The sequence below is a fragment of the Streptomyces sp. NPDC102259 genome (assembly GCF_044766465.1).
Taxonomy (GTDB): Bacteria; Actinomycetota; Actinomycetes; order Streptomycetales; family Streptomycetaceae; genus Streptomyces.
The window spans coordinates 121,896-145,069 of sequence record NZ_JBIWMA010000003.1; the positions used below are offsets into that span (position 1 = coordinate 121,896).

General features: G+C 71.2%; 19 protein-coding genes and 1 riboswitch. Of the genes, 11 read left to right on the top strand and 8 right to left on the bottom strand.

Annotated features, from left to right (window positions below; genetic code table 11):
- Positions 1–9: 9 nt before the first annotated feature.
- Positions 10–249 carry a hypothetical protein gene (locus ACIRPU_RS09235; RefSeq protein WP_230194432.1) on the bottom strand — a complete coding sequence of 80 codons (240 nt, stop codon included), beginning with the start codon at positions 247–249 and terminating at the stop codon, positions 10–12.
- 263 nt (positions 250–512) lie between these two features.
- Positions 513–1,073, bottom strand: coding sequence for a DUF6082 family protein (locus ACIRPU_RS09240; protein WP_384120694.1), 561 nt, complete (start codon positions 1,071–1,073; stop codon positions 513–515).
- A 323-nt stretch (positions 1,074–1,396) separates the two neighbouring features.
- Here ACIRPU_RS09240 and ACIRPU_RS09245 point away from each other — a divergent pair, with 323 nt between their 5' ends.
- Entirely contained in the window at positions 1,397–2,452 is a 1,056-nt protein-coding gene (locus tag ACIRPU_RS09245) for a CobW family GTP-binding protein (RefSeq protein WP_403863843.1), read from the top strand.
- Here ACIRPU_RS09245 and ACIRPU_RS09250 read toward each other — a convergent pair.
- The gene (locus ACIRPU_RS09250) at positions 2,449–4,923 is read right to left on the bottom strand and encodes a DNA topoisomerase (ATP-hydrolyzing) subunit A (protein ID WP_403863846.1); all 2,475 of its coding nucleotides are present in this window, start codon (positions 4,921–4,923) and stop codon (positions 2,449–2,451) included. The two genes, ACIRPU_RS09245 and ACIRPU_RS09250, sit on opposite strands and share 4 nt — an antisense overlap.
- A gap of 270 nt (positions 4,924–5,193) precedes the next feature.
- On the opposite strand from ACIRPU_RS09250, the gene ACIRPU_RS09255 reads away from it, so the two are divergent.
- From ACIRPU_RS09255 to ACIRPU_RS09270, 4 genes are all read left to right on the top strand, one after another.
- Positions 5,194–6,543, top strand: coding sequence for a pitrilysin family protein (locus tag ACIRPU_RS09255; protein ID WP_355703431.1), 1,350 nt, complete (start codon positions 5,194–5,196; stop codon positions 6,541–6,543).
- On the top strand, positions 6,540–7,928 hold the full coding sequence (locus ACIRPU_RS09260) for a M16 family metallopeptidase (RefSeq protein ID WP_403863849.1): 1,389 nt from the start codon (positions 6,540–6,542) through the stop codon (positions 7,926–7,928). The genes ACIRPU_RS09255 and ACIRPU_RS09260 overlap by 4 nt, the downstream gene beginning before the upstream one ends.
- 202 nt (positions 7,929–8,130) lie before the next feature.
- Positions 8,131–8,299, top strand: a riboswitch (cyclic di-AMP (ydaO/yuaA leader).
- A gap of 14 nt (positions 8,300–8,313) precedes the next feature.
- Entirely contained in the window at positions 8,314–9,057 is a 744-nt protein-coding gene (locus tag ACIRPU_RS09265; protein WP_403863852.1) for a M23 family metallopeptidase, read from the top strand.
- A 188-nt stretch (positions 9,058–9,245) separates the two neighbouring features.
- Complete coding sequence (locus ACIRPU_RS09270) at positions 9,246–9,941, top strand: GntR family transcriptional regulator (protein WP_355703428.1); 696 nt, start codon at positions 9,246–9,248, stop codon at positions 9,939–9,941.
- A gap of 226 nt (positions 9,942–10,167) precedes the next feature.
- Here ACIRPU_RS09270 and ACIRPU_RS09275 read toward each other — a convergent pair whose 3' ends face one another.
- Positions 10,168–10,449: an HPr family phosphocarrier protein gene (locus ACIRPU_RS09275; RefSeq protein ID WP_403863855.1), complete on the bottom strand. Its 282-nt coding sequence runs from the start codon at positions 10,447–10,449 to the stop codon at positions 10,168–10,170.
- Between the two features lie 178 nt (positions 10,450–10,627).
- On the opposite strand from ACIRPU_RS09275, the gene ACIRPU_RS09280 reads away from it, so the two are divergent.
- The 4 genes from ACIRPU_RS09280 (at position 10,628) to ACIRPU_RS09295 (ending at position 16,167) form a co-directional block, all read left to right on the top strand.
- Complete coding sequence (locus ACIRPU_RS09280; RefSeq protein ID WP_403863858.1) at positions 10,628–13,441, top strand: GNAT family N-acetyltransferase; 2,814 nt, start codon at positions 10,628–10,630, stop codon at positions 13,439–13,441.
- A gap of 179 nt (positions 13,442–13,620) precedes the next feature.
- Positions 13,621–14,208, top strand: a complete 588-nt coding sequence (locus tag ACIRPU_RS09285; RefSeq protein WP_351759610.1) for a DUF5998 family protein — start codon at positions 13,621–13,623, stop codon at positions 14,206–14,208.
- On the top strand, positions 14,208–15,452 hold the full coding sequence (locus ACIRPU_RS09290; protein WP_403863861.1) for an alkaline phosphatase family protein: 1,245 nt from the start codon (positions 14,208–14,210) through the stop codon (positions 15,450–15,452). Before ACIRPU_RS09285 ends, ACIRPU_RS09290 begins: the two co-directional genes overlap by 1 nt.
- Positions 15,453–15,519: 67 nt before the next feature.
- On the top strand, positions 15,520–16,167 hold the full coding sequence (locus ACIRPU_RS09295) for a thymidine kinase (RefSeq protein ID WP_351909609.1): 648 nt from the start codon (positions 15,520–15,522) through the stop codon (positions 16,165–16,167).
- Between the two features lie 26 nt (positions 16,168–16,193).
- Here the strand turns inward: ACIRPU_RS09295 and ACIRPU_RS09300 are convergent, their stop codons facing one another.
- On the bottom strand, positions 16,194–16,994 hold the full coding sequence (locus tag ACIRPU_RS09300) for a VOC family protein (RefSeq protein WP_403863865.1): 801 nt from the start codon (positions 16,992–16,994) through the stop codon (positions 16,194–16,196).
- A gap of 220 nt (positions 16,995–17,214) precedes the next feature.
- Here ACIRPU_RS09300 and ACIRPU_RS09305 point away from each other — a divergent pair, with 220 nt between their 5' ends.
- Positions 17,215–18,066: a sulfurtransferase gene (locus tag ACIRPU_RS09305; RefSeq protein ID WP_384120708.1), complete on the top strand. Its 852-nt coding sequence runs from the start codon at positions 17,215–17,217 to the stop codon at positions 18,064–18,066.
- Between the two features lie 125 nt (positions 18,067–18,191).
- Here ACIRPU_RS09305 and sepH read toward each other — a convergent pair whose 3' ends face one another.
- Positions 18,192–19,229, bottom strand: a complete 1,038-nt coding sequence (gene sepH / locus ACIRPU_RS09310) for a septation protein SepH (RefSeq protein WP_403863868.1) — start codon at positions 19,227–19,229, stop codon at positions 18,192–18,194.
- A gap of 472 nt (positions 19,230–19,701) precedes the next feature.
- Between sepH and ACIRPU_RS09315 the strand changes: the two genes are divergently transcribed.
- Positions 19,702–20,529 carry a hypothetical protein gene (locus tag ACIRPU_RS09315; RefSeq protein WP_403863871.1) on the top strand — a complete coding sequence of 276 codons (828 nt, stop codon included), beginning with the start codon at positions 19,702–19,704 and terminating at the stop codon, positions 20,527–20,529.
- Here the strand turns inward: ACIRPU_RS09315 and ACIRPU_RS09320 are convergent.
- The gene (locus ACIRPU_RS09320) at positions 20,456–21,781 is read right to left on the bottom strand and encodes a D-arabinono-1,4-lactone oxidase (RefSeq protein WP_403863874.1); all 1,326 of its coding nucleotides are present in this window, start codon (positions 21,779–21,781) and stop codon (positions 20,456–20,458) included. The genes ACIRPU_RS09315 and ACIRPU_RS09320 overlap by 74 nt on opposite strands.
- The gene (locus ACIRPU_RS09325; RefSeq protein WP_403863877.1) at positions 21,741–22,979 is read right to left on the bottom strand and encodes an MFS transporter; all 1,239 of its coding nucleotides are present in this window, start codon (positions 22,977–22,979) and stop codon (positions 21,741–21,743) included. Before ACIRPU_RS09325 ends, ACIRPU_RS09320 begins: the two co-directional genes overlap by 41 nt.
- Positions 22,980–23,174 lie beyond the last annotated feature (195 nt).

The following is a 23,174-nucleotide window of genomic DNA, read 5'->3' on the forward strand; positions in this document are numbered from 1 at the left end:
CGAAAGACGCTAAAGGTCCGGAATATCGGCCTTCGCGCGAATCAGAGTCTCGCGGGTGATGACGACAATTCTCTCGTGGTCGCCGCGTGAGGCGTCGGAGGGAAGGTCCGGGTCCAGTGAATCCGTGGCATCCGTGCCGATAACGGCGAAATTGCCATCGGCAAGCTCGAAAATATCGGGGCAATTTGCACCGCTCACGCTTCCCCGAGCGCGCGGAGATGCACCGATCCGACGGATGATCTGACTCACTGTTGCTTCCTTGGGTCCGTTGGTTTGCGCACGACGACTGCGCGGTGCAGCGGGCCCTGTGGGGTCGCTCGTCATCCGGCGGCGTAGGCGACGATCTGGTGGGGTCCTCTACGCGATCAAGCGCGAGTCAACTCCCTGACGCCCCACTTAACTCTGGACTTGACCTTTTCGTAATGGGCCGAGGGTGTGATTCCGCTGGAGGGGGTGCGAGCCCCGGAGCGTGAGCCCTCGGCTGTCGGAGTGCGCCGAGGGCCGGTGGAAGTTCACGAGCTCGGCGGCTCGCCCACCACCCACCATTCGTCGGCGTCCGACTCCTCGAGTTGCGTCAGGAGTTCGTCCACCATACGGCCGAGTTCCGCTTCGTCCGAACCGTCGGCAATGGTCGCCCGCTGGTGTCGTGTCGCGTACCAGTACTCCCGTACCACAGGGTTCTGAAGAATGCCCCGAATGTACCCGAAGAACTCCTCGCGGGAGATGTTGCCTATCCGGTAATAAAACAGCGCGTTCGTATAGAGAGCGTTGGCGTAGAGGTACTGGCGCCGTTGCTTGGTGGAAACGGGCGCCTCGAAGAGGTCCAACACTTCCGCCAGTTCGGGGTCGTCGATGGCTTTGCTCAGCAATTCCCAGTGCAGGCGCTGCTGGTTGGCCAGATTGGTGTGCTGCTGGGAGTGGGCGGTCCGTTCCAGGTGCTCCAGTCGTACCCGCAGTGTCTCCAGCGCATGGCGTTGTGCGGCCATGGTGACGAGGGCACCCGCGGCCATGCCGGCGGCCGCCGCCGCGGCGACTGCACCGAGTCCGCGTACCCGAAACCTCTGTGTGGCCATGTCAAAAACCCCCGATCGAGCGGCCGTGCGCCGGTCGTCGGGGTGCGGGTGGACGTGACGGGGACCGGCGAGCGGTGGGCGGCGCTTGCCGTCTCCCAGAGTGCCGAGCGGCTCTGATCGGCGGGGGAGGCGGAGGGGAGGCGCACGGAGGGAAGCGAGGGTCGCACGCCAGGGCGCCTTGCCCAACGTCTGCCCCGCGGACGCTGCTAACAATCGTTCACTTCGCGGTGATTCCTGCGGCTCGTATCCTGGGGCGGCATTCAATCCTCGTACGCGCGCCGGGCCGCGCGCCGGTGCACGCGTAGGTTTCAGAAAGGTCGCACGTGTCGCAGAGCCGCAGTCCGCAGCAGATCCCGGTCGTCGTACTCGCTGGATTCCTCGGTTCCGGCAAGACGACCCTGCTCAACCATCTCCTGCATCGCAGCGGAGGCAGCCGCATCGGCGCGATCGTGAACGACTTCGGCGCCATCGAGATCGACGCCATGGCCGTGGCCGGCGCGCTCGGCGACTCCACCGTCTCCCTCGGCAACGGCTGTCTGTGCTGCGCCGTCGACGCCAGTGAACTCGACGTGTACCTCGAACGGCTCGCCGGGCCGGCCGTCGGCATCGACGTCATCGTCATCGAGGCCAGCGGTCTCGCCGAGCCCGAGGAGCTCGTGCGGATGGTGCTGGCCAGTGAGCATCCCGGCATCGTCTACGGCGGGCTCGTCGAAGTCGTCGACGCCGCCGAGTTCGACGAGACCCGGGCGAAGCACCCCGGGATCGACCGGCATCTCGCCCTCGCCGACCTCGTCGTGGTGAACAAACTCGACCGCGCGCCCGATGCCGACCGCGTCCTCGGACTGGTCCGCTCCCTCGCCGACCGGGCCGCCGTCGTCCCCGCGACCTACGGCCGTATCGACCCCGAGTTCCTCTTCGACTGCCGGCCGGGCGAGGAGCGTGTCGGGCAGCTCTCCTTCGACGACCTGCACGACCACTGCGGAGACAATCACGCGGAGCACCTCCACAGCTCCTACGACAGCGTCTCCTTCACCGCCGAAGCGCCCCTCGAACCCCGCCGGTTGATGGAGTTCCTCGACAGCCGGCCCGAGGGGCTGTACCGGATCAAGGGGTATGTCGACTTCGGCCCGCACGACCCGGCCAACCGGTACGCGGTGCACGCCGTCGGGCGCTTTCTCCGCTTCTACCCGGAGCCCTGGCCGACCGCCGAGGGCCGCCTGACCCAGCTCGTCCTCATCGGCTCCGGCATCGACACCGCCGCCCTCGGCAAGGAACTCCAGGCGTGCGAGGACGATGCCCCACACGCCGACGAGCACGGCATGTGGGGCGTCCTGCGCTACGTGCGGGCTCCCGACGGCGAGGCCTTCCAGGAGGCCTAGACCGGCCCCGCCACCACCGAGACCGTCTTCATCAGCGACACACCCGAGCCGTCACGGCGCGGGTCCATCTCCGGCAGCTCGGCCGGCAGGCCGTTCTTCTGCGCGGCTTTGGCTGGCACGGGGCCCGCCCAGGCCAGGGACAGGCAGTCCTCGCCCTTCAGGAACCGCTGGCAGCGCACACCGCCCGTGGCGCGGCCCTTGCGCGGGTACTGGTCGAAGGGGGTCACCTTGGCGGTCGTCTGGACGGAGTCGTCCAGGGTTCCGCGCGAGCCCGCGATCGTGAAGACCACCGCGTCCACCGCGGGGTCCACGGCCGTGAACGAGATCACCTTCGCGCCCTCGGTGAGCTTGATGCCCGCCATACCGCCCGCCGCGCGGCCCTGCGGACGCACCTGCGAGGCCTGATAGCGCAACAGCTGGGCGTCGTCGGCGATGAAGACCAGGTCCTCCTCGCCGGTCCGCAGTTCGACGGCACCGACGATCCGGTCGCCGTCCCGGAGGGTGATGACCTCCAGCTCGTCCTTGTTGGTCGGGTAGTCGGGCACGACCCGCTTGACGACGCCCTGTGCCGTGCCGATGGCCAGGCCCGGGGACGACTCGTCGAGCGTGGTCAGGCACACCACCGTCTCGTCGCCCTCCAGGGAGACGAACTCCGCCAGCGGGGCACCGCCCGACAGGTTCGGCGCCGAGGCCGTGTCCGGGAGCTGCGGCAGGTCGACGACGTTGATCCGCAGCAGACGGCCCGAGGAGGTGACCGCGCCGATCTCCCCGCGCGCGGTGGCGTGCACCGCCGAGACGATCACATCGTGCTTGGTGCGCTTGCCGCCCTCGTCGTCGGCGTCCTCGGCGTCCCGCGTGAAGGGCTCGCCGTTCGCCGTGCGGGCCAGCAGGCCCGTGGAGGACAGCAGGACACGGCACGGGTCGTCCGCGACCTGGAGGGGCACGGCGGTGGCCGTGGTACCCGACGACTCCAGCAGGACCGTACGGCGCTCGGTGCCGAACTTCTTCGCCACCGAGGCCAGTTCGGCCGAGACCAGCTTGCGCAGCTCCGCGTCCGAGTCCAGGATCCGGGTCAGCTCGGCGATCTCCTCGTTGAGCCTCTCCTTCTCCGCCTCCAGCTCGATGCGGTCGAACCTGGTGAGCCGGCGCAGCGGGGTGTCCAGGATGTACTGGGTCTGGATCTCCGACAGCGAGAAGCGCTCCATCAGGCGCTGCTTCGCCTCCGCGCTGTTGTCGCTGGAGCGGATCAGGCGGATGACCTCGTCGATGTCGACGAGCGCCGTCAGCAGGCCTTCCACCAGGTGCAGCCGGTCACGGCGCTTGGTGCGGCGGAACTCGCTGCGGCGGCGCACCACGGTGAAGCGGTGGTCGAGGTAGACCTCGAGGAGCTCCTTGAGGCCCAGCGTGAGCGGCTGGCCGTCGACCAGCGCCACGTTGTTGATGCCGAAGGACTCCTCCATCGGGGTCAGCTTGTACAGCTGCTCCAGGACGGCCTCCGGCACGAAGCCGTTCTTGATCTCGATGACCAGGCGCAGACCGTGCGCGCGGTCGGTGAGGTCCTTGACGTCGGCGATGCCCTGGATCTTCTTCGAGCCGACCAGGTCCTTGATCTTGGCGATGACCTTCTCGGGCCCGACGGCGAAGGGCAGTTCGGTGATGACCAGACCCTTGCGGCGGGCCGTGACGGTCTCCACCGAGACCGTGGCGCGGATCTTGAACGTGCCGCGGCCGTTCTCGTAGGCGTCCCGGATGCCGGAGAGGCCGACGATCCGGCCGCCGGTGGGCAGGTCGGGGCCCGGAACGTACTTCATCAGGGCGTCCAGATCCGCGCCGGGAAAGCGGATCAGATGGCGGGCGGCCGCGATGACCTCGCCCAGATTGTGCGGCGGCATGTTCGTGGCCATGCCGACCGCGATCCCGGACGCGCCGTTGACCAGGAGGTTCGGGAAGGCGGCGGGCAGCGCGACCGGCTCCTGCTCCTGGCCGTCGTAGTTGGGCGTGAAGTCGACCGTGTCCTCGTCGATCGACTCCGTCATCAGGCTCGTCGCCGCGGCCTGGCGGCACTCGGTGTACCGCATGGCGGCCGGCGGGTCGTCGTTGCCCAGCGAACCGAAGTTGCCGTGGCCGTCGACCAGCGGGAGCCGCATGGAGAAGGGCTGGGCCATCCGCACCAGCGCGTCGTAGATCGACGCGTCGCCGTGCGGGTGCAGCTTGCCCATGACCTCGCCGACGACCCGGGCGCACTTCACATAGCCGCGCTCCGGGCGCAGGCCCATCTCGTTCATCTGGTAGACGATGCGGCGGTGCACCGGCTTGAGGCCGTCACGGGCGTCCGGCAGGGCGCGGGAGTAGATGACCGAGTACGCGTACTCGAGAAAGGAGCCCTGCATCTCGTCGACGACGTCGATGTCGAGGATCCGCTCCTCGTACGAGTCGTCGGGCGGCGGGGTCTTCGTGCTGCGGCGGGCCATCGCTGCCGGCTCCTTGCTGGGGCGTGATACGGGATCTGACGCGGACCATTGTGGACCGTGGCACTGACAGCGCGGGCGAGGACCTGGCGTCGGCAGTCCGGCCCGAACGCAGAGGCATCTCCTCCACGGCTGCCCGCAGGCTACGCGATCTCGCTCTCGGCGTATGTCGCCCGGGAACTTCGCGGACCGTCCGCACGCTTGCATACAGTGGCAGGACCGGCAGGAAAACCGCGGTTTCGACGACCGCGTCCGCGATCGGAAGGGACGTACATGCCCATGGGTCACACGGCCACAGCCCAGGCAGGCTCCGGGGGCCTGACAGCGACCGAGCACCGTCTGGCCAACGGCCTGCGCGTGGTGCTCTCGGAGGACCACCTGACCCCCGTCGCGGCGGTGTGCCTCTGGTACGACGTCGGTTCACGCCACGAAGTCAAGGGGCGTACGGGTCTTGCTCACCTTTTCGAGCACCTGATGTTCCAGGGCTCGGGCCAGGTCAAGGGCAATGGCCACTTCGAGCTGGTCCAGGGGGCCGGCGGCTCGCTCAACGGCACCACCAGTTTCGAGCGCACGAACTACTTCGAGACCATGCCCACCCACCAGCTGGAGCTCGCCCTCTGGCTGGAGGCCGACCGCATGGGCTCGCTGCTCACCGCGCTGGACGACGAGTCGATGGAGAACCAGCGCGACGTCGTCAAGAACGAGCGCCGTCAGCGCTACGACAACGTCCCCTACGGCACGGCCTTCGAGAAGCTGACGGCCCTCGCCTACCCGGACGGCCACCCCTACCACCACACGCCGATCGGCTCGATGGCCGACCTGGACGCGGCGACCCTGGAGGACGCGCGCGCGTTCTTCCGCACGTACTACGCGCCCAACAACGCGGTCCTCTCCGTGGTCGGCGACATCGACCCGGAGCAGACCCTCGCCTGGGTCGAGAAGTACTTCGGCTCCATCCCCGGCCACGACGGCAAGCCCGCGCCCCGTGACGGCGGCCTGCCCGACGTCATCGGCGAGCAGCTGCGCGAGGTCGTCGAGGAGGAGGTGCCGGCCCGTGCGCTGATGGCCGCCTACCGGCTGCCCGAGGACGGCACGCGTGCGTGCGACGCCGGCGACCTGGCGCTCACCGTCCTCGGCGGCGGCGAGTCCTCCCGCCTCTACAACCGGCTGGTGCGCCGCGACCGTACGGCCGTCGCGGCCGGCTTCGGCCTGCTGCGGCTCGCCGGAGCGCCCTCCCTGGGCTGGCTGGACGTCAAGACGTCCGGCGACGTCGAGGTGCCCGTCATCGAGGCCGCCATCGACGAGGAGCTCGCCCGGTTCGCCGAGGAGGGCCCCACGGCCGAGGAAATGGAGCGGGCCCAGGCGCAGTTGGAGCGCGAGTGGCTCGACCGGCTCGGCACGGTCGCCGGCCGCGCCGACGAACTGTGCCGGTTCGCCGTCCTGTTCGGTGACCCGCAGCTCGCCCTCACCGCCGTCCAGCGCGTGCTGGACGTCACGCCGGAGGAGGTGCGGGAGGTCGCCAAGGCCCGCCTGCGCCCCGACAACCGCGCGGTGCTCGTCTACGAGCCGACCGCCGCCGAAGCCCCCGCCGACCAGGACGAGAACGAGGAGGCGGCCCGGTGACCGAGCTCGCCACGATGGACTTCCACCCCCAGCCCCGGGCGGGCGAGGCCAAGCCGTGGGCGTTCCCGGCGCCCGAGCGCACCGCGCTGGCCAACGGCCTGACCGTGCTGCACTGCCACCGTCCCGGCCAGCAGGTCGTCGCCGTCGAGATCCTCCTCGACGCGCCCCTGGACGCCGAGCCGGCCGGCCTCGACGGCGTCGGCACGATCATGGCGCGCGCCTTCTCCGAGGGCACCGACAAGCACTCCGCCGAGGAGTTCGCCGCCGAACTGGAGCGCTGCGGCGCCACCCTGGACGCGCACGCGGATCACCCCGGTGTCCGGCTGAGCCTCGAAGTGCCGGCCTCGCGCCTGCCCAAGGGCCTCGGTCTGCTCGCCGACGCCCTCAGGGCCCCGGCCTTCGCCGACAGCGAGGTCGAGCGCCTCGTCCGCAACCGCCTGGACGAGATCCCGCACGAGCTGGCCAACCCCTCCCGGCGCGCCGCCAAGGAGCTCTCCAAGGAGCTGTTCCCGGCCACCGCGCGGATGTCACGCCCGCGTCAGGGCACCGCGGAGACGGTCGAGAAGATCGACTCCGCGGCCGTACGCGCCTTCCACGAGAAGCACGTCCGTCCCGCCACGGCCACGGCCGTGATCGTCGGCGACCTCACCGGCGTCGACCTGGAGGCGCTTCTGGGCGACACCCTGGGCGCCTGGACGGGCTCCTCGGCCGAGCCGCGGCCCGTGCCGCCGGTGACCGCCGACGACACCGGCCGGGTCGTCATCGTGGACCGTCCCGGCGCCGTCCAGACGCAGTTGCTGATCGGCCGGATCGGCGCCGACCGGCACGACCGTGTGTGGCCCGCGCAGGTGCTCGGCACGTACTGCCTCGGCGGCACCCTCACCTCCCGGCTGGACCGCGTCCTGCGCGAGGAGAAGGGCTACACCTACGGTGTCCGCGCGTTCGGGCAGGTCCTGCGGTCCGCCCCGGACGGCTCGGGCGCCGCGATGCTCGCCATCAGCGGGTCCATCGACACCCCGAACACCGGTCCCGCTCTGGACGATCTGTGGAAGGTGCTGCGCACCCTCGCAGCCGAGGGGCTGACCGACGCCGAGCGTGACATCGCCGTGCAGAACCTGGTCGGTGTGGCGCCGCTGAAGTTCGAGACCGCCGCGGCCGTCGCCGACACGCTGGCCGACCAGGTCGAGCAGCACCTGCCGGACGACTTCCAGGCCACGCTGTACCGGCAGCTGGCCGCGACCGGCACGGTGGAGGCCACCGCGGCGGCCGTGAACGCCTTCCCGGTGGACCGGCTGGTGACCGTCCTCGTCGGCGACGCGGCCCAGATCAAGGAGCCGGTCGAGGCCCTCGGCATCGGCGAGGTCAAGGTCGTGTCCGCGGAGTAGTTCCCGGCAACGGCACACGCGTGTGGGGGCCCTGGTCGACGAAAGCGTCACCAGGGCCTCCGCATGTCCGAATTGATGCGGAGGTTGCCTGTCTGCCCTGTGGGATGCGCTACAAAAGCCGGGATCCGTTTGAGGATTGAAACCCGCGCCGCTTAGCGTCATCCGGGCTGTTCGTCAGGCAGTGCGCCGCAGCCGCGGCACCGGACAGTCATCGCCGAGTCCCCGTATGGCGCGAGCCAGGGGAGCCGGGGACCCACTTGTGAAGTCCCTGGGGTGAATCGGACGCCCGCGCGTGAACGCGAGGGGGTCCGTAGGAGACCTTCCTGCTCCGAACCCGTCAGCTAACCCGGTAGGCGAGAGGGAAGGAAAGGACACCCCCAACTTCATGGCGTTCACCTGCGCCACCGGCAAGCACCGTCGGCCCAGCCGGATGCAGCGCACCAGCGTCCGCGCTGCGGGCATCGCGGCGCTCACCACCACCGGTGTCATGGCCACCGTCGCCTCCACCCCGGCCTTCGCCGCCGAGCCCACCCCCGAGCAGACCGGGCTGATCCCCGTCGTCGCCGCCGGCGAGTCCGTCGCCGAGCAGATCGACGACCAGGTCGCCGTGCAGAAGCACGCGGCCTTCGAGGAGGCCGCCCGCCAGGCCGCCGCGAAGAAGGCCGTGGAGGAGCGCGAGGCACGCGTGCGTGCCGCCCGCGACGCCGAGCGCAAGCGCCTCAACACCTTCGTGTCGCCGATCACCGGTTCCTACGTCTCCACCGGCTACCAGGCCAGCAGCTCGCTGTGGTCCTCCGGCAGCCACACCGGCATCGACTTCCACGCCGCGAGCGGCACCTCCGTGCACGCGGTCGGCTCCGGCACCGTGGTCGAGGCCGGCTGGGGCGGGTCCTACGGCAACCAGATCGTGATCAAGATGAACGACGGGACCTACACCCAGTACGGTCACCTGTCGTCCCTCGCGGTGTCGGTGGGCCAGACGGTCACCCCGGGCGAGCGGATCGGCCTGTCCGGCGCCACCGGCAACGTCACCGGCCCGCATCTGCACTTCGAGGCCCGCACCACCGCGGAGTACGGCTCGGACATCGACCCGGTCGCGTACCTCCGCAACCACGGTGTGAACGTCTGACGACCCTCGGCGACAGATCGTCTTGCCCCGGCCCTCCCGGCCGGGGCTTTCGCCGTTTCCGAGACCCTGCTGTCCAAAAAATATCCCTGGATTCCGGCCCGCCATCGGAAATTCCCGCTGATTGCAATAGAGTCACGGAACACACGTCAATCGTCGACGTTTCACGGGGATTAAGGCGGAGGTCCGTCATGCGTATTCCGGCGCACTCGGTGTGCACGGCCATTCGGGACGACATCGTCGCGGGTGTCTACGAGCGCGGCAGCCGCCTCACCGAGGAACTCCTCGCCCGTCGCTACGGCGTTTCCCGCGTCCCCGTCCGCGAGGCGCTGCGCACGCTGGAGGCCGAGGGCTTCGTCGTCACGCGGCGGCACGCGGGCGCGTGCGTCGCGGAGCCGACCGAGCAGGAGGCGGCGGACCTGCTGGAGATGCGCATGCTCCTGGAGCCGCTCGGCGCCTCCCGGGCCGCCCAGCGGCGCACCGAGGCCCATCTGAAGGTGCTGCGCGGACTCGTCCGGCTGGGCCAGGAGCGGGCCAGGCGGGGCAACAGCGAGGATCTGCGCTCCCTGGGGAGCTGGTTCCACGAGACCCTCGCCCAGTCCTCCGGAAGCCATGCCCTGACGTCGATGCTCACTCAGCTCCGCCACAAGATCGCCTGGATGTACGCGGTGGAGGCGCCGGCCAACCCCGTGGAGTCCTGGGCGGAGCACGGCGCGATCGTGGACGCGGTGGCGCGCGGCGACGGCGAGCGCGCGCGGGCGATCACGGCGCTGCACACGGAGCGCGCGACGTCCGCGCACCGGCTGCGCTTTTCCGGCGGCCCCGAGCGCGCCGACCGTGTGAGGACTTCGCAACCTCCCGTAAACATGACGGGTCTGCGGCATTAACACGGGGGCCGTATACAAAGAGGGGGATAATTCGCGGGGGATTATTTCTGCTGCCCGTAAGGGGAAATGCGAAGGGCTCGCCCGATAATTCGGACGAGCCCTTCGGGGTCAGCGGGACGGCACTTTAGAAGTGACGAACACCGCCACCGTCAATTGAGCAACCCCGACGACGCGCGACCGCGTCCGCGAGAGCGGCGTCGGCTCGGGCGCACAGAGGGCTGCGCGCTCAGACGGTCTCGGGGAGCTCCTCGAGACCCTCGGCGACCAGCTTCGCCAGCCGGTCGAGGGCCGCGTCCGCGCCGTCGGCCTCGGAGGCGAGGACGATCTCCTCGCCGCCCTGGGCGCCCAGGCCGAGAACGGCCAGCATGGAGGCCGCGTTGACGGGGTTGCCGTCGACCTTGGCGATCGTCACCGGGATACCTGCGGCCGTGGTGGCCCGGACGAAGATGGAAGCGGGGCGGGCGTGAAGGCCCTCGGCCCAGCCGACGTTGACGCGGCGCTCAGCCATGTGATGCTGCCCTTCAGTGTTCAGGTTGTCTAGACCAGTGTTCCACACGTGAAGCGAGTGAGGGAGGGGTCGTGTGGTCCCCTCCCGACGTGGACGTCGGATCGCGGCCTCGATCCGACGTGCGTCCTCCACAGACTGCCTCGCGCCGTTGTCGTACGCGAGCCGTACTCTGGGCCCCATGCAGAGCGCGTCGGACCGGCACGAGTACCCCGCCCACTGGGAGGCCGACGTGGTGCTGCGCGACGGCGGCACCGCGCGCATCCGCCCCATCACCATCGATGACGCCGAGCGCCTGGTCAGCTTCTACGAGCAGGTTTCGGACGAGTCGAAGTACTACCGTTTCTTCGCGCCCTACCCGCGCCTGTCCGACAAGGACGTCCACCGCTTCACGCACCACGACTTTGTGGACCGGGTGGGACTCGCGGCCACGGTCGGCGGCGAGTTCATCGCCACCGTACGCTATGACCGCATTGGTGCCGACGGCATGGCAGCCTCGGCGCCGGCCGACGAGGCCGAGGTCGCGTTCCTCGTGCAGGACGCCCACCAGGGCAGGGGCGTCGCCTCCACGCTGCTCGAGCACGTCGCGGCCGTGGCACGCGAGCGCGGCATCCGCCGCTTCGCGGCCGAGGTGCTCCCCGCCAACACCAAGATGATCAAGGTGTTCACGGACGCCGGTTACACCCAGAAGCGCAGCTTCGAGGACGGCGTCGTCCACCTGGAGTTCGGCCTCGAACCCACCGAGCGCTCCGTCGCCGTGCAGCGCGCGCGGGAACAGCGTGCCGAGGCGCACTCCGTGGGGCGGCTGTTGGCGCCCGGCTCCGTAGCCGTCGTCGGCGCAGGCCGCACCCCCGGCGGCGTCGGCCGAAGCGTCCTCGGCAACCTCCGCGAGGCGGGCTTCACCGGGCGGTTGTACGCCGTGAACAAGGCTTTCCCCGAGGACCTGAAGGAACTGGACGGGGTGCCCGCCCACCGCTCGGTGCGCGACATAGCGGCGCCCGTCGACCTCGCGGTCGTCGCCGTCCCGGCGGAGCAGGTCCCCGAGGCCGTCGCCGAGTGCGGCGAGCACGGCGTGCAGGGACTCGTGGTCCTCTCCGCCGGTTACGCCGAGAGCGGCCCCGAGGGGCGGGAGCGCCAGCGCCAACTCGTCCGGCACGCACGCGCGTACGGTATGCGGATCATCGGCCCCAACGCCTTCGGAGTCATCAACACCTCCCCAGAGGTGCGGCTGAATGCCTCGCTGGCCCCGGAGATGCCGAGGCCCGGCCGCATCGGTCTGTTCGCCCAGTCCGGCGCCATCGGCATCGCCCTGCTGTCCCGCCTCCACCGGCGTGGCGGGGGCGTCACCGGCGTCACCGGCGTGTCGACGTTCATCTCCTCGGGCAACCGCGCGGACGTCTCGGGCAACGACGTCCTCCAGTACTGGTATGACGACCCCGACACGGACGTCGCCCTCATGTACCTGGAGTCCATCGGCAACCCGCGCAAGTTCACGCGCCTCGCGCGGCGGACGGCGGCCGCCAAGCCCCTGGTCGTCGTCCAGGGCGCCGGTTCCGCCCCGCAGGGACACGCCGTACGGGCGACGCGGCTGCCGCACGCGACGGTGTCGGCGCTGCTGCGGCAGGCCGGCGTGATCCGCGTGGACACCATCACCGAACTGGTCGACGCGGGCCTGCTGCTCGCCCGACAGCCGCTGCCGACCGGCCCTCGGGTGGCGATCCTCGGCAACTCCGAGTCGTTGGGCCTGCTGACGTACGACGCCTGTCTCTCGGAAGGGCTGCGGCCGCTGCCGCCGCTGGACCTGACGACCGAGGCGTCGGCCCAGGACTTCCACGCGGCGCTGGCCCGGGCGCTGGCCGACGAGACGTGCGACGCGGTGGTCGTGACGGCGATCCCCGCGATCGGGGAGAGATCGCCCGGGGACGCGGAACTCGCGGAGGCCCTGCGGTCGGCCGCGGCGGCCGCTCCGGCCAAACCGGTGCTCGTCGTGCACGTGGAACTCGGCGGTCTCGCGACGGCGCTGTCCGCCGCGACGAGCACCGCGCCGCGCGCGGAAGCGGCCCCACGCGCGCGTGCCGACGTGTCCGGCGGCGCGCAGCCGGTGCCCGCCGCCGTCGAGGCCCCCGAGGGAACGCACCTCATCCCCGCCTACCCCGCCGCCGAACGCGCCGTCCGCGCACTCGCGGAGGCCGTGAAGTACGCCCAGTGGCGGCGCGAGGCGGCCGACGCCGGCAAGGTGCCCGAGTACGAGGACGTCGACGAGAAGGGCGCCGCCGAGCTGATCGGCGGGCTCCTCGCGCGCGGTCAGGGCCTGACCCTCGGCGCCGACGACACGTGTGAGCTGCTCGGCCGCTACGGCATCCGCACCCGGCGGGCGATCCCGGCGCCCACTCCGGACGAGGCCGCGCGGGCCGCGGACGCCCTCGGCTACCCCGTCGCCCTCAAGGCCACCGCGCCGCACCTGCGGCACCGCGCCGACCTGGGCGGCGTACGGCTCGACCTGGCCGACGAGGAGCAACTGCGCCGGTCGTACGCCGAGTTGACCGAGCTCTTCGGCAAGCCGGAGGAGATCCGCCCGGTCGTCCAGGCGATGGCACCGCGCGGCGTCGACACGGTCGTCCGCGCGGTCATCGACCCGGCGGCCGGAGCCGTACTGTCCTTCGGGCTCGCCGGGGCCGCCTCACAGCTGCTCGGGGACATGGCGCACCGGCTGGTTCCGGTCACCGACCGCGAGGCGACCTCGCTGATCAGGTCCATCCGGACCGCCCCGCTCCTCTTCGGCTGGCGCGGCTCGACACCCGTCGACACCGCCGCCCTGGAGGACCTGCTGCTGCGGGTGTCCCGGCTGGTCGACGACCATCCCGAGGTCGTCGCGGTCACCCTGGAGCCGGTCGTCGTCGCCCCGCACGGCCTGAGCGTCCTCGGCGCCTCCGTACGCCTCGCACCCCCGCCGGCACGCGACGACCTCGGACCGAGGACGCTGCCGACCTACTGAGCAGCCCGTCCCGGAGCACCTCGTCGGGCACGCGCGCGAGGACACGCGGCCCGGGCGGCGGCTCGCCACGGGGAGGCGTACCCCGGACCGCCGACGGAGCGCGCCCCGGCCGCCGCCGACGTACCGGAGCGGTGCCGAGCGGTGCCTCGCAGTCAGTGGGTCCCCGTAGGATGGAGGGCATGGCCAAGACCAGTACGACGACCCAGGGGCTGCGCGCGGCGATCGAGCGCAGCGGCTACTACCCGGCCCTCGTGGCCGAGGCGGTGGAGGCCGCCGTGGGCGGCGAGCCGATCCGGTCGTACCTGGTCCACCAGGAGACCACGTTCGACCAGAACGAGGTGCGCCGGCATGTGACCGTGCTGGTCCTCACCGGCAACCGCTTCATCGTCAGCCACACCGACGAGCAGGCCGCCGACACCACCTCCCCGACGCCCTACGCCACGACGTCCACGGAGTCCGTGAAGATCGGCCGGATCTCGTCCGTCGTCCTCAGCCGGGTGGTCGCCAACCCGGAGTCGTACACGCCGGGCACCCCGCCGCGCGAGGTCGTGCTGACCATCGGCTGGGGCGCCGTCTCCCGTATCGACCTGGAGCCGGCCGCCTGCGGCGACCCCAACTGCGACGCCGACCACGGCTACACCGGCAGCTCGACGGCGGACGACCTCAGCCTGCGCGTGAGCGAGGCCGGCGACGGCCCGGAGACGGTCCGCCAGACGCTCGTCTTCGCGCAGTCCCTCTCCGAGGCGACAGCGGACGTAACCCGCTGATGTCCCACCCGCCTCCCCCCGCCGCCCATGACCGAGGGCGCTCCGCGCCCGCCCCTTCCGACACCGCGCCCTGGGACTTCCCCGAACCGCTCGCCGTCGGCTCCGCCCCCGTCCCCGAGTACGGCTCCGGCTCCCTCGCCGACCTGCTGCCCACGCTGGCGGCCGGCATGGGCGTACCCGGCACGACCGCGGCGATCCCCGAACTCGCCCCGGCCGACCGCAACTGCGTCTTCCTGATCGACGGCCTCGGCTGGGAGCAGATCAAGTCGCACCCCGACGAGGCGCCCTATCTGCACGCGCTGCTCGGCAGCTCGCGGGGCGGCACCGGACGCCCGCTCACCGCCGGCTACCCGGCGACCACCGCGACCTCCCTCGCCTCCGTCGGCACCGGCCTCCCCCCGGGCGCGCACGGCCTGCCCGGCTACACCGTGCGCAACCCGGCGACCGGCGCCCTGATGAACCAGCTCCGCTGGCAGCCGTGGACGGACCCGGGCGCCTGGCAGCCGTATCCCACGGTCTTCCAGCTCGCCCACGAGGCGGGTGTGCACGCCGCCCAGGTGTCGTCCCCCACCTTCCAGAACACCCCGCTGACCAAGGTCGCGCTCAGCGGCGGAACGTTTCACGGGCGGCTGACCGGCGAGGAGCGCATGGACTTCGCCGCCGAGCAACTCGCCGCCGGCGACCGCTCCCTCGTCTACACGTACTACGCGGAACTGGACGGCGCCGGGCACCGCTACGGCGTCGCCTCCGACACCTGGCGCGGCCAGCTCATGTGCGTCGACCGGCTCGTCCAGCGCCTCGCCGAGCAGCTCCCGCCGCGCAGCGCGCTCTACGTCACCGCCGACCACGGCATGGTCGACGTGCCCTTCGACGAGGAACACCGCATCGACTTCGACGCGGACTGGGAGCTGCGCGCCGGGGTCGCCCTGCTGGGCGGCGAGGGCCGCGCCCGCCATGTCTACGCCGTGCCGGGCGCCGAGGACGACGTCCTGACCTGCTGGCGCGAGGTGCTCGGCGAACAGTTCTGGATCGCCTCGCGCGACGAGGCGATCGCCGCGGGCTGGTTCGGGCCGCAGATCGACGAGCGGGTGTACGCCCGCCTCGGCGACGTGATCGCGGCCGCCCGGGACGACGTCCTGATCATCGCCTCCGAACGGGAGCCCAAGGAGTCGGCGATGGTCGGCAACCACGGTTCGATGACCCCTGCCGAGCAGCTGGTCCCGCTGCTCGAAGTACGCTCCTGACGCCCAGAACCGTTGCTTCTCCTCATCCTTCAACCTCCAACCTTCACCGAAAGGCGCTCGACTCCCCATGCCCGAGCTGGTGTTCTTCTCCGGAACCATGGACTGCGGGAAGTCGACGCTGGCTCTCCAGATAGAGCACAACCGCTCCGCGCGTGGTCTCCAGGGCATGATCTTCACGCGGGACGACCGCGCGGGCGAGGGCAAGCTGTCCTCCCGCCTGGGTCTGGTCACCGACGCGGTCGAGGTCGAGGACGGTCAGGATCTCTACGCCTCCCTCGTCGACCACCTCTCGCAGGGCGGCCGCGCGGACTACGTGATCGCGGACGAGGCGCAGTTCCTGGCCGAGGAGCAGATCGACCAGCTCGCGCGCGTGGTCGACGACCTGGACATCGACGTCTACGCCTTCGGGATCACCACCGACTTCCGCTCCAAGCTGTTCCCCGGCTCCCAGCGACTCGTCGAACTCGCCGACCGGGTCGAGGTCCTCCAGGTCGAGGCCCTGTGCTGGTGCGGCGCCCGCGCCACGCACAACGCCCGCACCGTGGGCGGTGTCATGGTCGTGGAGGGCGCCCAGGTCGTCGTCGGCGACGTCGACCAGGCGGACACGGTCGGCTACGAGGTCCTGTGCAGGCGCCACCACCGCCGCCGTATGACCTCGGCGTCGGCGCGGGCTGCGGCCCTGTCGCCGGACGTGCTGCCGGTGCAGCAGGTCTAGCCGCCCACGCCTTCCGGGAGCGTTCCTCACCGAGGCCCCTGGATCAGGGAGAAGTGGGCCCCCTCGGGGTCGGCCACGCCCGCCACGCGCCCGTGCTCGCTGTCCTGAGCCGGTTCGAGGATCCGCCCGCCGAGCTCGACGACGCGGCCGAGCGTCGCGTCCGTGTCGGCCACCTCGAAGTACGTCGTCCAGTGCGGTCCCCGGTCCCGGGGCAGCGCGGCGCCCACCCCGTGGATGCCGGCGACCGGACGGCCGGCGACGTGCAGGGTCACATGGTCGAAGTCGGCGGACACCACCGTCTCCTCGTAGCCGAAGACCGTCTCGTAGAACTTCCGGACGCTCGCGGCCTCGTAGGTCGTCAGCTCGTTCCAGGCGGGGGTGCCGGGCACGCCGGTGATCGTGGTGCCGACGTGGGCCGCCGCCTGCCAGACGCCGAAGACGGCGCCGGAGGGGTCGGAGCCGATCGCCAGCCGGCCGGCCTCGGAGGCGTCCAGGGGGCCGACCCCGATCGTGCCGCCGCACAGCCGGACCGTTTCGGCGGTCGTGTCCACGTCGTCCGAGGCGAAATAGGGCGTCCAGGCGACCGGGAGGTGGCGGTCCGGGGGCAGTTGGCCGATGCCGGCCACCTCGCTACCGTCGAGCAGCGCCTGCACATAGGGGCCCAGCTGCTGCGGGCCGGGCCGGAACTCCCAGCCGAACAGCTCGCCGTAGAACTCCTGCGTCGCGGTCAACCCGTGCGCCATCAGACTCACCCAGCAGGGTGTACCGGGCGCGTACCGGGCGTGTGCTGCGCCGATCGGGCCGGCCGACCCACCTGCCTCGGTCATCGTCACTCTCTCCTCGGCCCCTTGCGGTGGCCGTGTCGCGTCCGCCCTCGGAGGATGCCTGATAGGGGGTTTCTCATTGGTTTACGCGTGGTTGTCGACGTATGTCGATCGCCTGTACGGCATGTGCTCGATCCCGCACGCCCCGTGATCGAGCCTGTCCGGCCGAGCAGAGTAGCCGGACACGAGCGATGGGGCCACCCCGTGCGCGAGGATGGTGACCATGAACGCCATCATCACCGCACCGGAACTGGCCGGCGACCTGGCGGGGGAGAATCCGCCCGTCGTCCTCGACGTCCGCTGGCAGCTCAGCGTGGCAAAGGCGGCGGGGGAGCCGCCGTTCGACGGGCGCGCCGCGTACGAGGCCGGGCATGTGCCCGGTGCGGTCTACGTCGACCTGGACCGGGAGCTCGCGGGAGCGGCGGGCGGCCGCGGCCGGCATCCGCTGCCCGACATCGCGCTGTTCGGTTCCGCGATGCGCCGGGCGGGTGTCTCGGCGGGCAGGCCGGTGGTCGTGTACGACGGCGGGCAGGGCTGGGCGGCGGCCCGCGCGTGGTGGCTGCTGCGCTGGACGGGTCACCCGGACGTGCGGGTCCTCGACGGCGGGTTGCCGTCGTGGCAGGGGGACCTCTCGGTCGACGTCCCCGCGCGCGGGGAGGGCGACTTCGAGCCGGTGCCGGGCGCCACGGGACTCCTGGACGCCGACGGGGCCGCCGCTCTCGCCCGCTCCGGAGTGCTGTTCGACGCTCGCGCGGGGGAGCGCTACCGGGGTGAGGTCGAGCCGATCGACCGGGTCGGCGGACACATTCCGGGTGCCGTCTCCGCGCCCACGAACGACAACGTGGGCCCGGACGGCCGGTTCCTGTCCGCCGAGGACCTCAAGGACCGCTTCAAGGCGCTCGGGGCGTCCGACGACACCGAGGTCGGCGTGTACTGCGGCTCGGGCGTCTCCGGCGCCCACGAGGTGCTGGCCCTGGCGGTCGCGGGAATTCCGGCGGCCCTGTACGTCGGCTCCTGGTCGGAGTGGTCCTCGGACCCGGCCCGGCCGGTCGCCGTGGGCCCCGATCCCCGCTAGTCCCCCCGCACACACATGGGGGAGGGCCGCACCGAACGGGTGCGGCCCTCCCCCATGTGTGTACTGGCGTGCTCACCGGATCACGCGAACCGGCCGACGCCCCGGGCGAGTTACCCGAGGGCCGGTTACTCCTGCTTCTTCCGCCGGGTGCCGAACACGATCTCGTCCCAGCTCGGCACCGCGGCCCGGCGGCCCGGACGGACGCCGTCCGCCTCGGCCTGACGGTCGGTGGCGCCGACGAGACGGTCGCGGTGGCTGCCGACGGAACGCGGCATGAGGACGTCCGCGTAGGCGGATCCGGCGGAGGCGGCCGGTGCCGGGGGCTCCTCGGCCTCGGGCTCCTGCTCGTCGGGCTCCTCCGGGGCGGGCTCCGTCGGTCGTTCCGGGACGACCATGTCGCCACGGAAGCTCGGCACGGCCTCCAACAGGCTGGTCAGCGAGTCGCGTTCCCGCTCGCCGGTGCTCTCGTCGGCCGACTCGGACGGCAGGGCCGGCAGGCCGGGCCGGTCGAGCGCGCGGTCCAGCGGACGGTCGCGCGGCAGCCGTGCGATGCGCGGGACGAACGGAAAGCTGGGCTCGGGAGCGGCCAGGTCGTCGGACTCGCCGATCAGCGAACGCGCCTCGTCGTCGACGGCCTGGACGAGCCGCCGGGGCGGGTCGTACGTCCAGCTCGCCGAGTGCGGTTCGCCCGCGACCAGGTAGACCAGCAGGACTTCCCAGGTGCCGTCGTCGCGACGCCACGAGTCCCACTGGACGGTGTCCTTGTCGGCGCCGCGCAGCAGCAGCCGTTCCTGGACGGCCTCGCCGAGTTGGGGGCCGGCGTTCTCACCGGGCCGACGGACCGGAGTCTTCCGGGCCCGCTCGGCCATGAAGGCGCGCTCGGCCAGCACGGGGCCCTCGAAGCGGCGCACACGGTCGACAGGGATGCCGGCCATCTGGGCGACTTCTTCCGCGGTGGCGCCGGCACGTATACGCGCCTGGATGTCACGGGGGCGGAGATGGCTCTCCACCTCGATCTCGATCTGGCCGAGGCGGGGACGGTCGCCGCGGACGGCGGCACGCAGACGCTCGTCGATCGGAAGCGTGTACTCCGTGCTGTCCGCAGCCTTCAGCACCAACCGTGTGCCGTCATTCGAGACGGCCACGACACGCAGTTCGGGCATGGGGACCTCCCGGGTGGTGCCTGCCGACGTCACGTGCGTCGCTGCTTCCGCTAGTCGAGTGTGGCCTGCCCGGGTGCAGCCTGCCACAACCTTGCCGAGTTGCCCGGCGTGTCGCGCTCAGGTCCCGCGTCGCCGTTATGGCACGGTTACCTGTTTCGCCACGCTAAGTGACCAACACCGTCACCCTGTGCAACTAGCCCCCCTCAAGCGGTCCAGCGAGGCCCCGGACATCCTGGAGGGAGACCGGGCCCAGGGCTCGCAACAGTACTCCATTTGGGCCACGTGCGTGGATTGGCGCGCCATCCAACTTCTGTCGAGAGGTGGGACTTGACCGTCCGTGGCGGGCTTTTCGTGATCTTGGGCGTGGCGTAGTTCACGCAATCTCCCGAAAAGGAACTATCGGTTTCGTCCGTACGTCCCCTTCTCGTGCAGTTGATTGATCAAGTGCGGGAAAGGCAGGCAAGCTCCCGGTATGCGTGAAAGGCCCGAAGTCGTTGGTGCGTCGAGTGCCGGGGAGGAGGTGAAACGGAAGCGGATCGATCTGAGCGTGCCTCAGGTCGCCGGCAGCGCCGTGGCCGCGGTCGTGGCCGCGAAACTCGCCTCGTACTTCGGGGTCTACGGCACGATCCTCGGCGCGGGTCTGGTCAGTGTCGTCGCCACCTGCGGTGGATCGCTCTTCCAGCACTTCTTCAGGCGCACCGGGGAGCAGTTCCGCGACGTGCAGACGCACGACGCACAGATGGCTGTGCCACTGACCGTGCGAGTGCCGCCCGCCACGGGCGAGTTCACCGAGGGCACCGTCCACCGCGCCCGGATCGGGCGCCGCAAGCGACCGATGGTGGCGGCCGCGCTGGTCTTCGGGGTCGCGATGGCCGGGATCACCACGTACGAGCTGGTGTCGGGCGACAGCTTCAGTGGCGACCGGAGCACGACGGTCGGTCAGGCGGTCACGGGCGGCGGTTCGTCGTCCGGTTCCCCGTCCGGCTCCTCCGACGAGGACTCGGCCACCACCTCGCCGTCGCCGTCCTCGTCCTCGACCTCCCCTCCTCCGACCGGGGAGACGGCTCCCTCGGGCGGGGCGTCCTCCTCGGCGAGCGACGGCGGGGAGGACGCGGGCGACGACACCGGCGACGGTACGACGGGCGGCACCGCGCCGACTCCCGCGGCCACGGAGGACGGCACCGGGGCCGGCGACTCGGCGGCCCCCGCACCCACGGAGTCCGCTACTACCCCAGCACCCTCCGCAAGTAGTCGTTCTGGAACAGGCGATCAGGATCCAGCCGATCCCGCAGCGCCGTGAACTCGCCGAAGCGCGGATAGACACCGGCGAAGTACTCCGCGTCCCGCGTGTGCACCTTGCCCCAGTGCGGCCGGCCCTCGTGCGCGGTGAAGATGCGCTCGGCGGCGGTGAAGTACCCCTGGTAGGGCGCGCCCTTGACCATGTGGACGGCGATGTAGGCGCTGTCGCGGCCCGAGGCGGTGGACAGCGTGATGTCGTCGGCGGGTGCGGTGCGCACCTCCACGGGGAAGCTGATGCGCAGGCCCGAGCGGTCGAGCATCGCCTTCAGCTCGCGCAGCGTCTCGGTCACCGCCTCGCGCGGGACGGCGTACTCCATCTCCACGAAGCGAACCCGGCGCGGAGACGTGAAGACCTTGTAGGGGATGTCCGTGTAGGTGCGCGCGGACAGGGCCTTGCTGGACACCTGCGCGATCGTCGGGATCGTGGCGGGCGCCGCCCGGCCCACCCACTGGGCCACCTGGAAGACGCCGTTGGAGAGGAACTCGTCCTCGATCCAGCTCGAGACCCGGCTCACCGGTTCGCGGGGGCCCGCGCTGCGGTTGTTGCGCTTGGTGTTGGTGCTGCCGGTGTGCGGGAACCAGTAGAACTCGAAGTGCTCGTTCTCGGCCCACAGCTCGTCGAAGTCGGCGAGGACCTTGTCCAGGGGCATCGGTTCCTCCCGCGCGGTGAGCAGGAAGACCGGTTCCACGGCGAAGGTGATCGCGGTGACGATGCCGAGGGCGCCCAGGCCGATCCGGGCGGCGGCGAAGAGCGCGCGCTCCTCTTCGGTGCCCTTCTCCGAGCAGGTGAGCACCGAGCCGTCCGCCGTGACGAGTTCGAGGCCCTTGATCTGGGCGGCGATCGAGGCGGACTCGCGGCCGGTGCCGTGCGTGCCGGTGCTGGTGGCCCCGGAGACCGTCTGTTCCATGATGTCGCCCATGTTGGTGAGCGACAGACCCTCGCGCGCCAGCGCCAGGTTGAGCCTCTTGAGCGGCGTGCCGGCCTCGACCGTGACAGTCATGTTGTCGCGATCAATGTTGCGGATGCCGGTCAAGAGTTGAGGGCGGATCAATACGCCGTCGGTCGCCGCGATCGACGTGAAGGAGTGGCCGGTCCCGACGGCCTTCACCTTCAGCCCGTCCTCGGCGGCCCGGCGCACGGCCTCGGCCAGTTCGTCGACGGAGGCGGGCGTGACCTCCCGCGCGGGACGTGCGGCGACATTGCCGCCCCAGTTACGCCACGTGGCGTTCGTCCCGCTCGCTGTGCTGCTCAACGGTGCCTCCCCGACCCGGAGCCGGCCTGCTCAGCCGGCGGTACCCCAGGAAACCGACCGCGACCGCGACGGCTCCGGACACCGCCGGAACCCCGTACCCGGCCCGTGCGCCCGCCGCGTCGATGACCCAGCCGGCGATGGAGGAGCCGAGCGCGACGCCGACCGCGAGCCCGGTGCTGATCCATGTCATGCCCTCGGTCAGTTGTGCGCGTGGTACGTGCTCTTCGATGAGGGACATCGTGGTGATCATCGTGGGAGCGATGGCCAGACCCGCAAAGAACAGCGCCACGGCCAGAAACGGCAAGTTTCCGACCAGTAGGAGGGGGATCATACTCACGCCCATCATGAACACGCCCAGCAGCCAGCGACGTTCCGGTGCCCCCTTGAGGTGCAGCAGGCCGAACACGAGCCCGGCCACGCAGGAACCGGCCGCGTAGAGGGCCAGGACGACACTGGCGGCGCCCTTGTGGCCCTGCTCGTCGGCGAAGGCGACGGTGACCACGTCGACCGCCCCGAAGATCGTTCCGGTCGCCACGAAGGTGACGGCCAGGACCTGGAGTCCGGGCGAGCGCAGGGCCGAACCGCCGCCGCGCTGCTCGCGCGGGTGCGGCGCGGGCTCGGTGGCCCGCTGGGCCGTCAGCCAGAAGACGCCGACCGCGAGGAAGCCGGCCGCCAGCAGCGGTCCCGCCTCCGGGAACCAGGCCGTGGACAGACCGATGGAAATGATCGGCCCGAAGATGAAGCACACCTCGTCCACCACGGACTCGAAGGAGTACGCGGTGTGCAGGTGCGGCGTGCCTCGGTACAGGGCCGCCCAGCGGGCCCGGATCATCGCGCCGAGGCTCGGCACGGAACCGATCCCGGCGGCGCACACGAACAGCACCCAGTCCGGCCACTCGAAGTGCGCGGCCAGCAGCAGCCCGGTCGCGGCGGCGAGCGCGACCAGCGTCGCGGGGCGCAGCACCCTGCGCTGACCGTGTACATCCACCAGGCGCGATATCTGCGGTCCGAAGGCCGCCGCCGCCAGCGCGATGGTCGCCGACAGGGCGCCCGCGAGCCCGTAGCGCCCCGTGAGCTGGGAGACCATCGTGACCACGCCGATGCCCATCATCGACAGCGGCATCCTGCCGACGAGCCCCGCGGCGGAGAAGCCCTTGGAGCCGGGGGCGGCGAACAGGGCGCGGTAAGGGCTGGGCACGGGGTCTCCGGTGGGTCCGGGCACGCGCGCGTGACGGCTCGGCGCGGCGTGAGGGAAGGCGGCTCGGCAGGGACTCGGTAAGGCGTGCGCAGAGCCCGGCAGAACCGGTAAGGCGTGAACGCGGCTCATACAGCTTACGAAGTTAGGCAACCCTAACGCATGCGGGTGCGGGCGACACCCCGCCCGGGACCCCGC

Bases quoted from the DNA above. Each gene is read 5' to 3' on its own strand.
- ACIRPU_RS09240 (WP_384120694.1), bottom strand. From the start codon at position 1,073: ATGGCCACACAGAGGTTTCGGGTACGCGGACTCGGTGCAGTCGCCGCG.
- ACIRPU_RS09250 (WP_403863846.1), bottom strand. From the start codon at position 4,923: ATGGCCCGCCGCAGCACGAAGACCCCGCCGCCCGACGACTCGTACGAG.
- ACIRPU_RS09255 (WP_355703431.1), top strand. From the start codon at position 5,194: ATGCCCATGGGTCACACGGCCACAGCCCAGGCAGGCTCCGGGGGCCTG.
- ACIRPU_RS09265 (WP_403863852.1), top strand. From the start codon at position 8,314: ATGGCGTTCACCTGCGCCACCGGCAAGCACCGTCGGCCCAGCCGGATG.
- ACIRPU_RS09270 (WP_355703428.1), top strand. From the start codon at position 9,246: ATGCGTATTCCGGCGCACTCGGTGTGCACGGCCATTCGGGACGACATC.
- ACIRPU_RS09275 (WP_403863855.1), bottom strand. From the start codon at position 10,449: ATGGCTGAGCGCCGCGTCAACGTCGGCTGGGCCGAGGGCCTTCACGCC.
- ACIRPU_RS09280 (WP_403863858.1), top strand. From the start codon at position 10,628: ATGCAGAGCGCGTCGGACCGGCACGAGTACCCCGCCCACTGGGAGGCC.
- ACIRPU_RS09285 (WP_351759610.1), top strand. From the start codon at position 13,621: ATGGCCAAGACCAGTACGACGACCCAGGGGCTGCGCGCGGCGATCGAG.
- ACIRPU_RS09290 (WP_403863861.1), top strand. From the start codon at position 14,208: ATGTCCCACCCGCCTCCCCCCGCCGCCCATGACCGAGGGCGCTCCGCG.
- ACIRPU_RS09295 (WP_351909609.1), top strand. From the start codon at position 15,520: ATGCCCGAGCTGGTGTTCTTCTCCGGAACCATGGACTGCGGGAAGTCG.
- ACIRPU_RS09300 (WP_403863865.1), bottom strand. From the start codon at position 16,994: ATGACCGAGGCAGGTGGGTCGGCCGGCCCGATCGGCGCAGCACACGCC.
- ACIRPU_RS09305 (WP_384120708.1), top strand. From the start codon at position 17,215: ATGAACGCCATCATCACCGCACCGGAACTGGCCGGCGACCTGGCGGGG.
- sepH (WP_403863868.1), bottom strand. From the start codon at position 19,229: ATGCCCGAACTGCGTGTCGTGGCCGTCTCGAATGACGGCACACGGTTG.
- ACIRPU_RS09315 (WP_403863871.1), top strand. From the start codon at position 19,702: ATGCGTGAAAGGCCCGAAGTCGTTGGTGCGTCGAGTGCCGGGGAGGAG.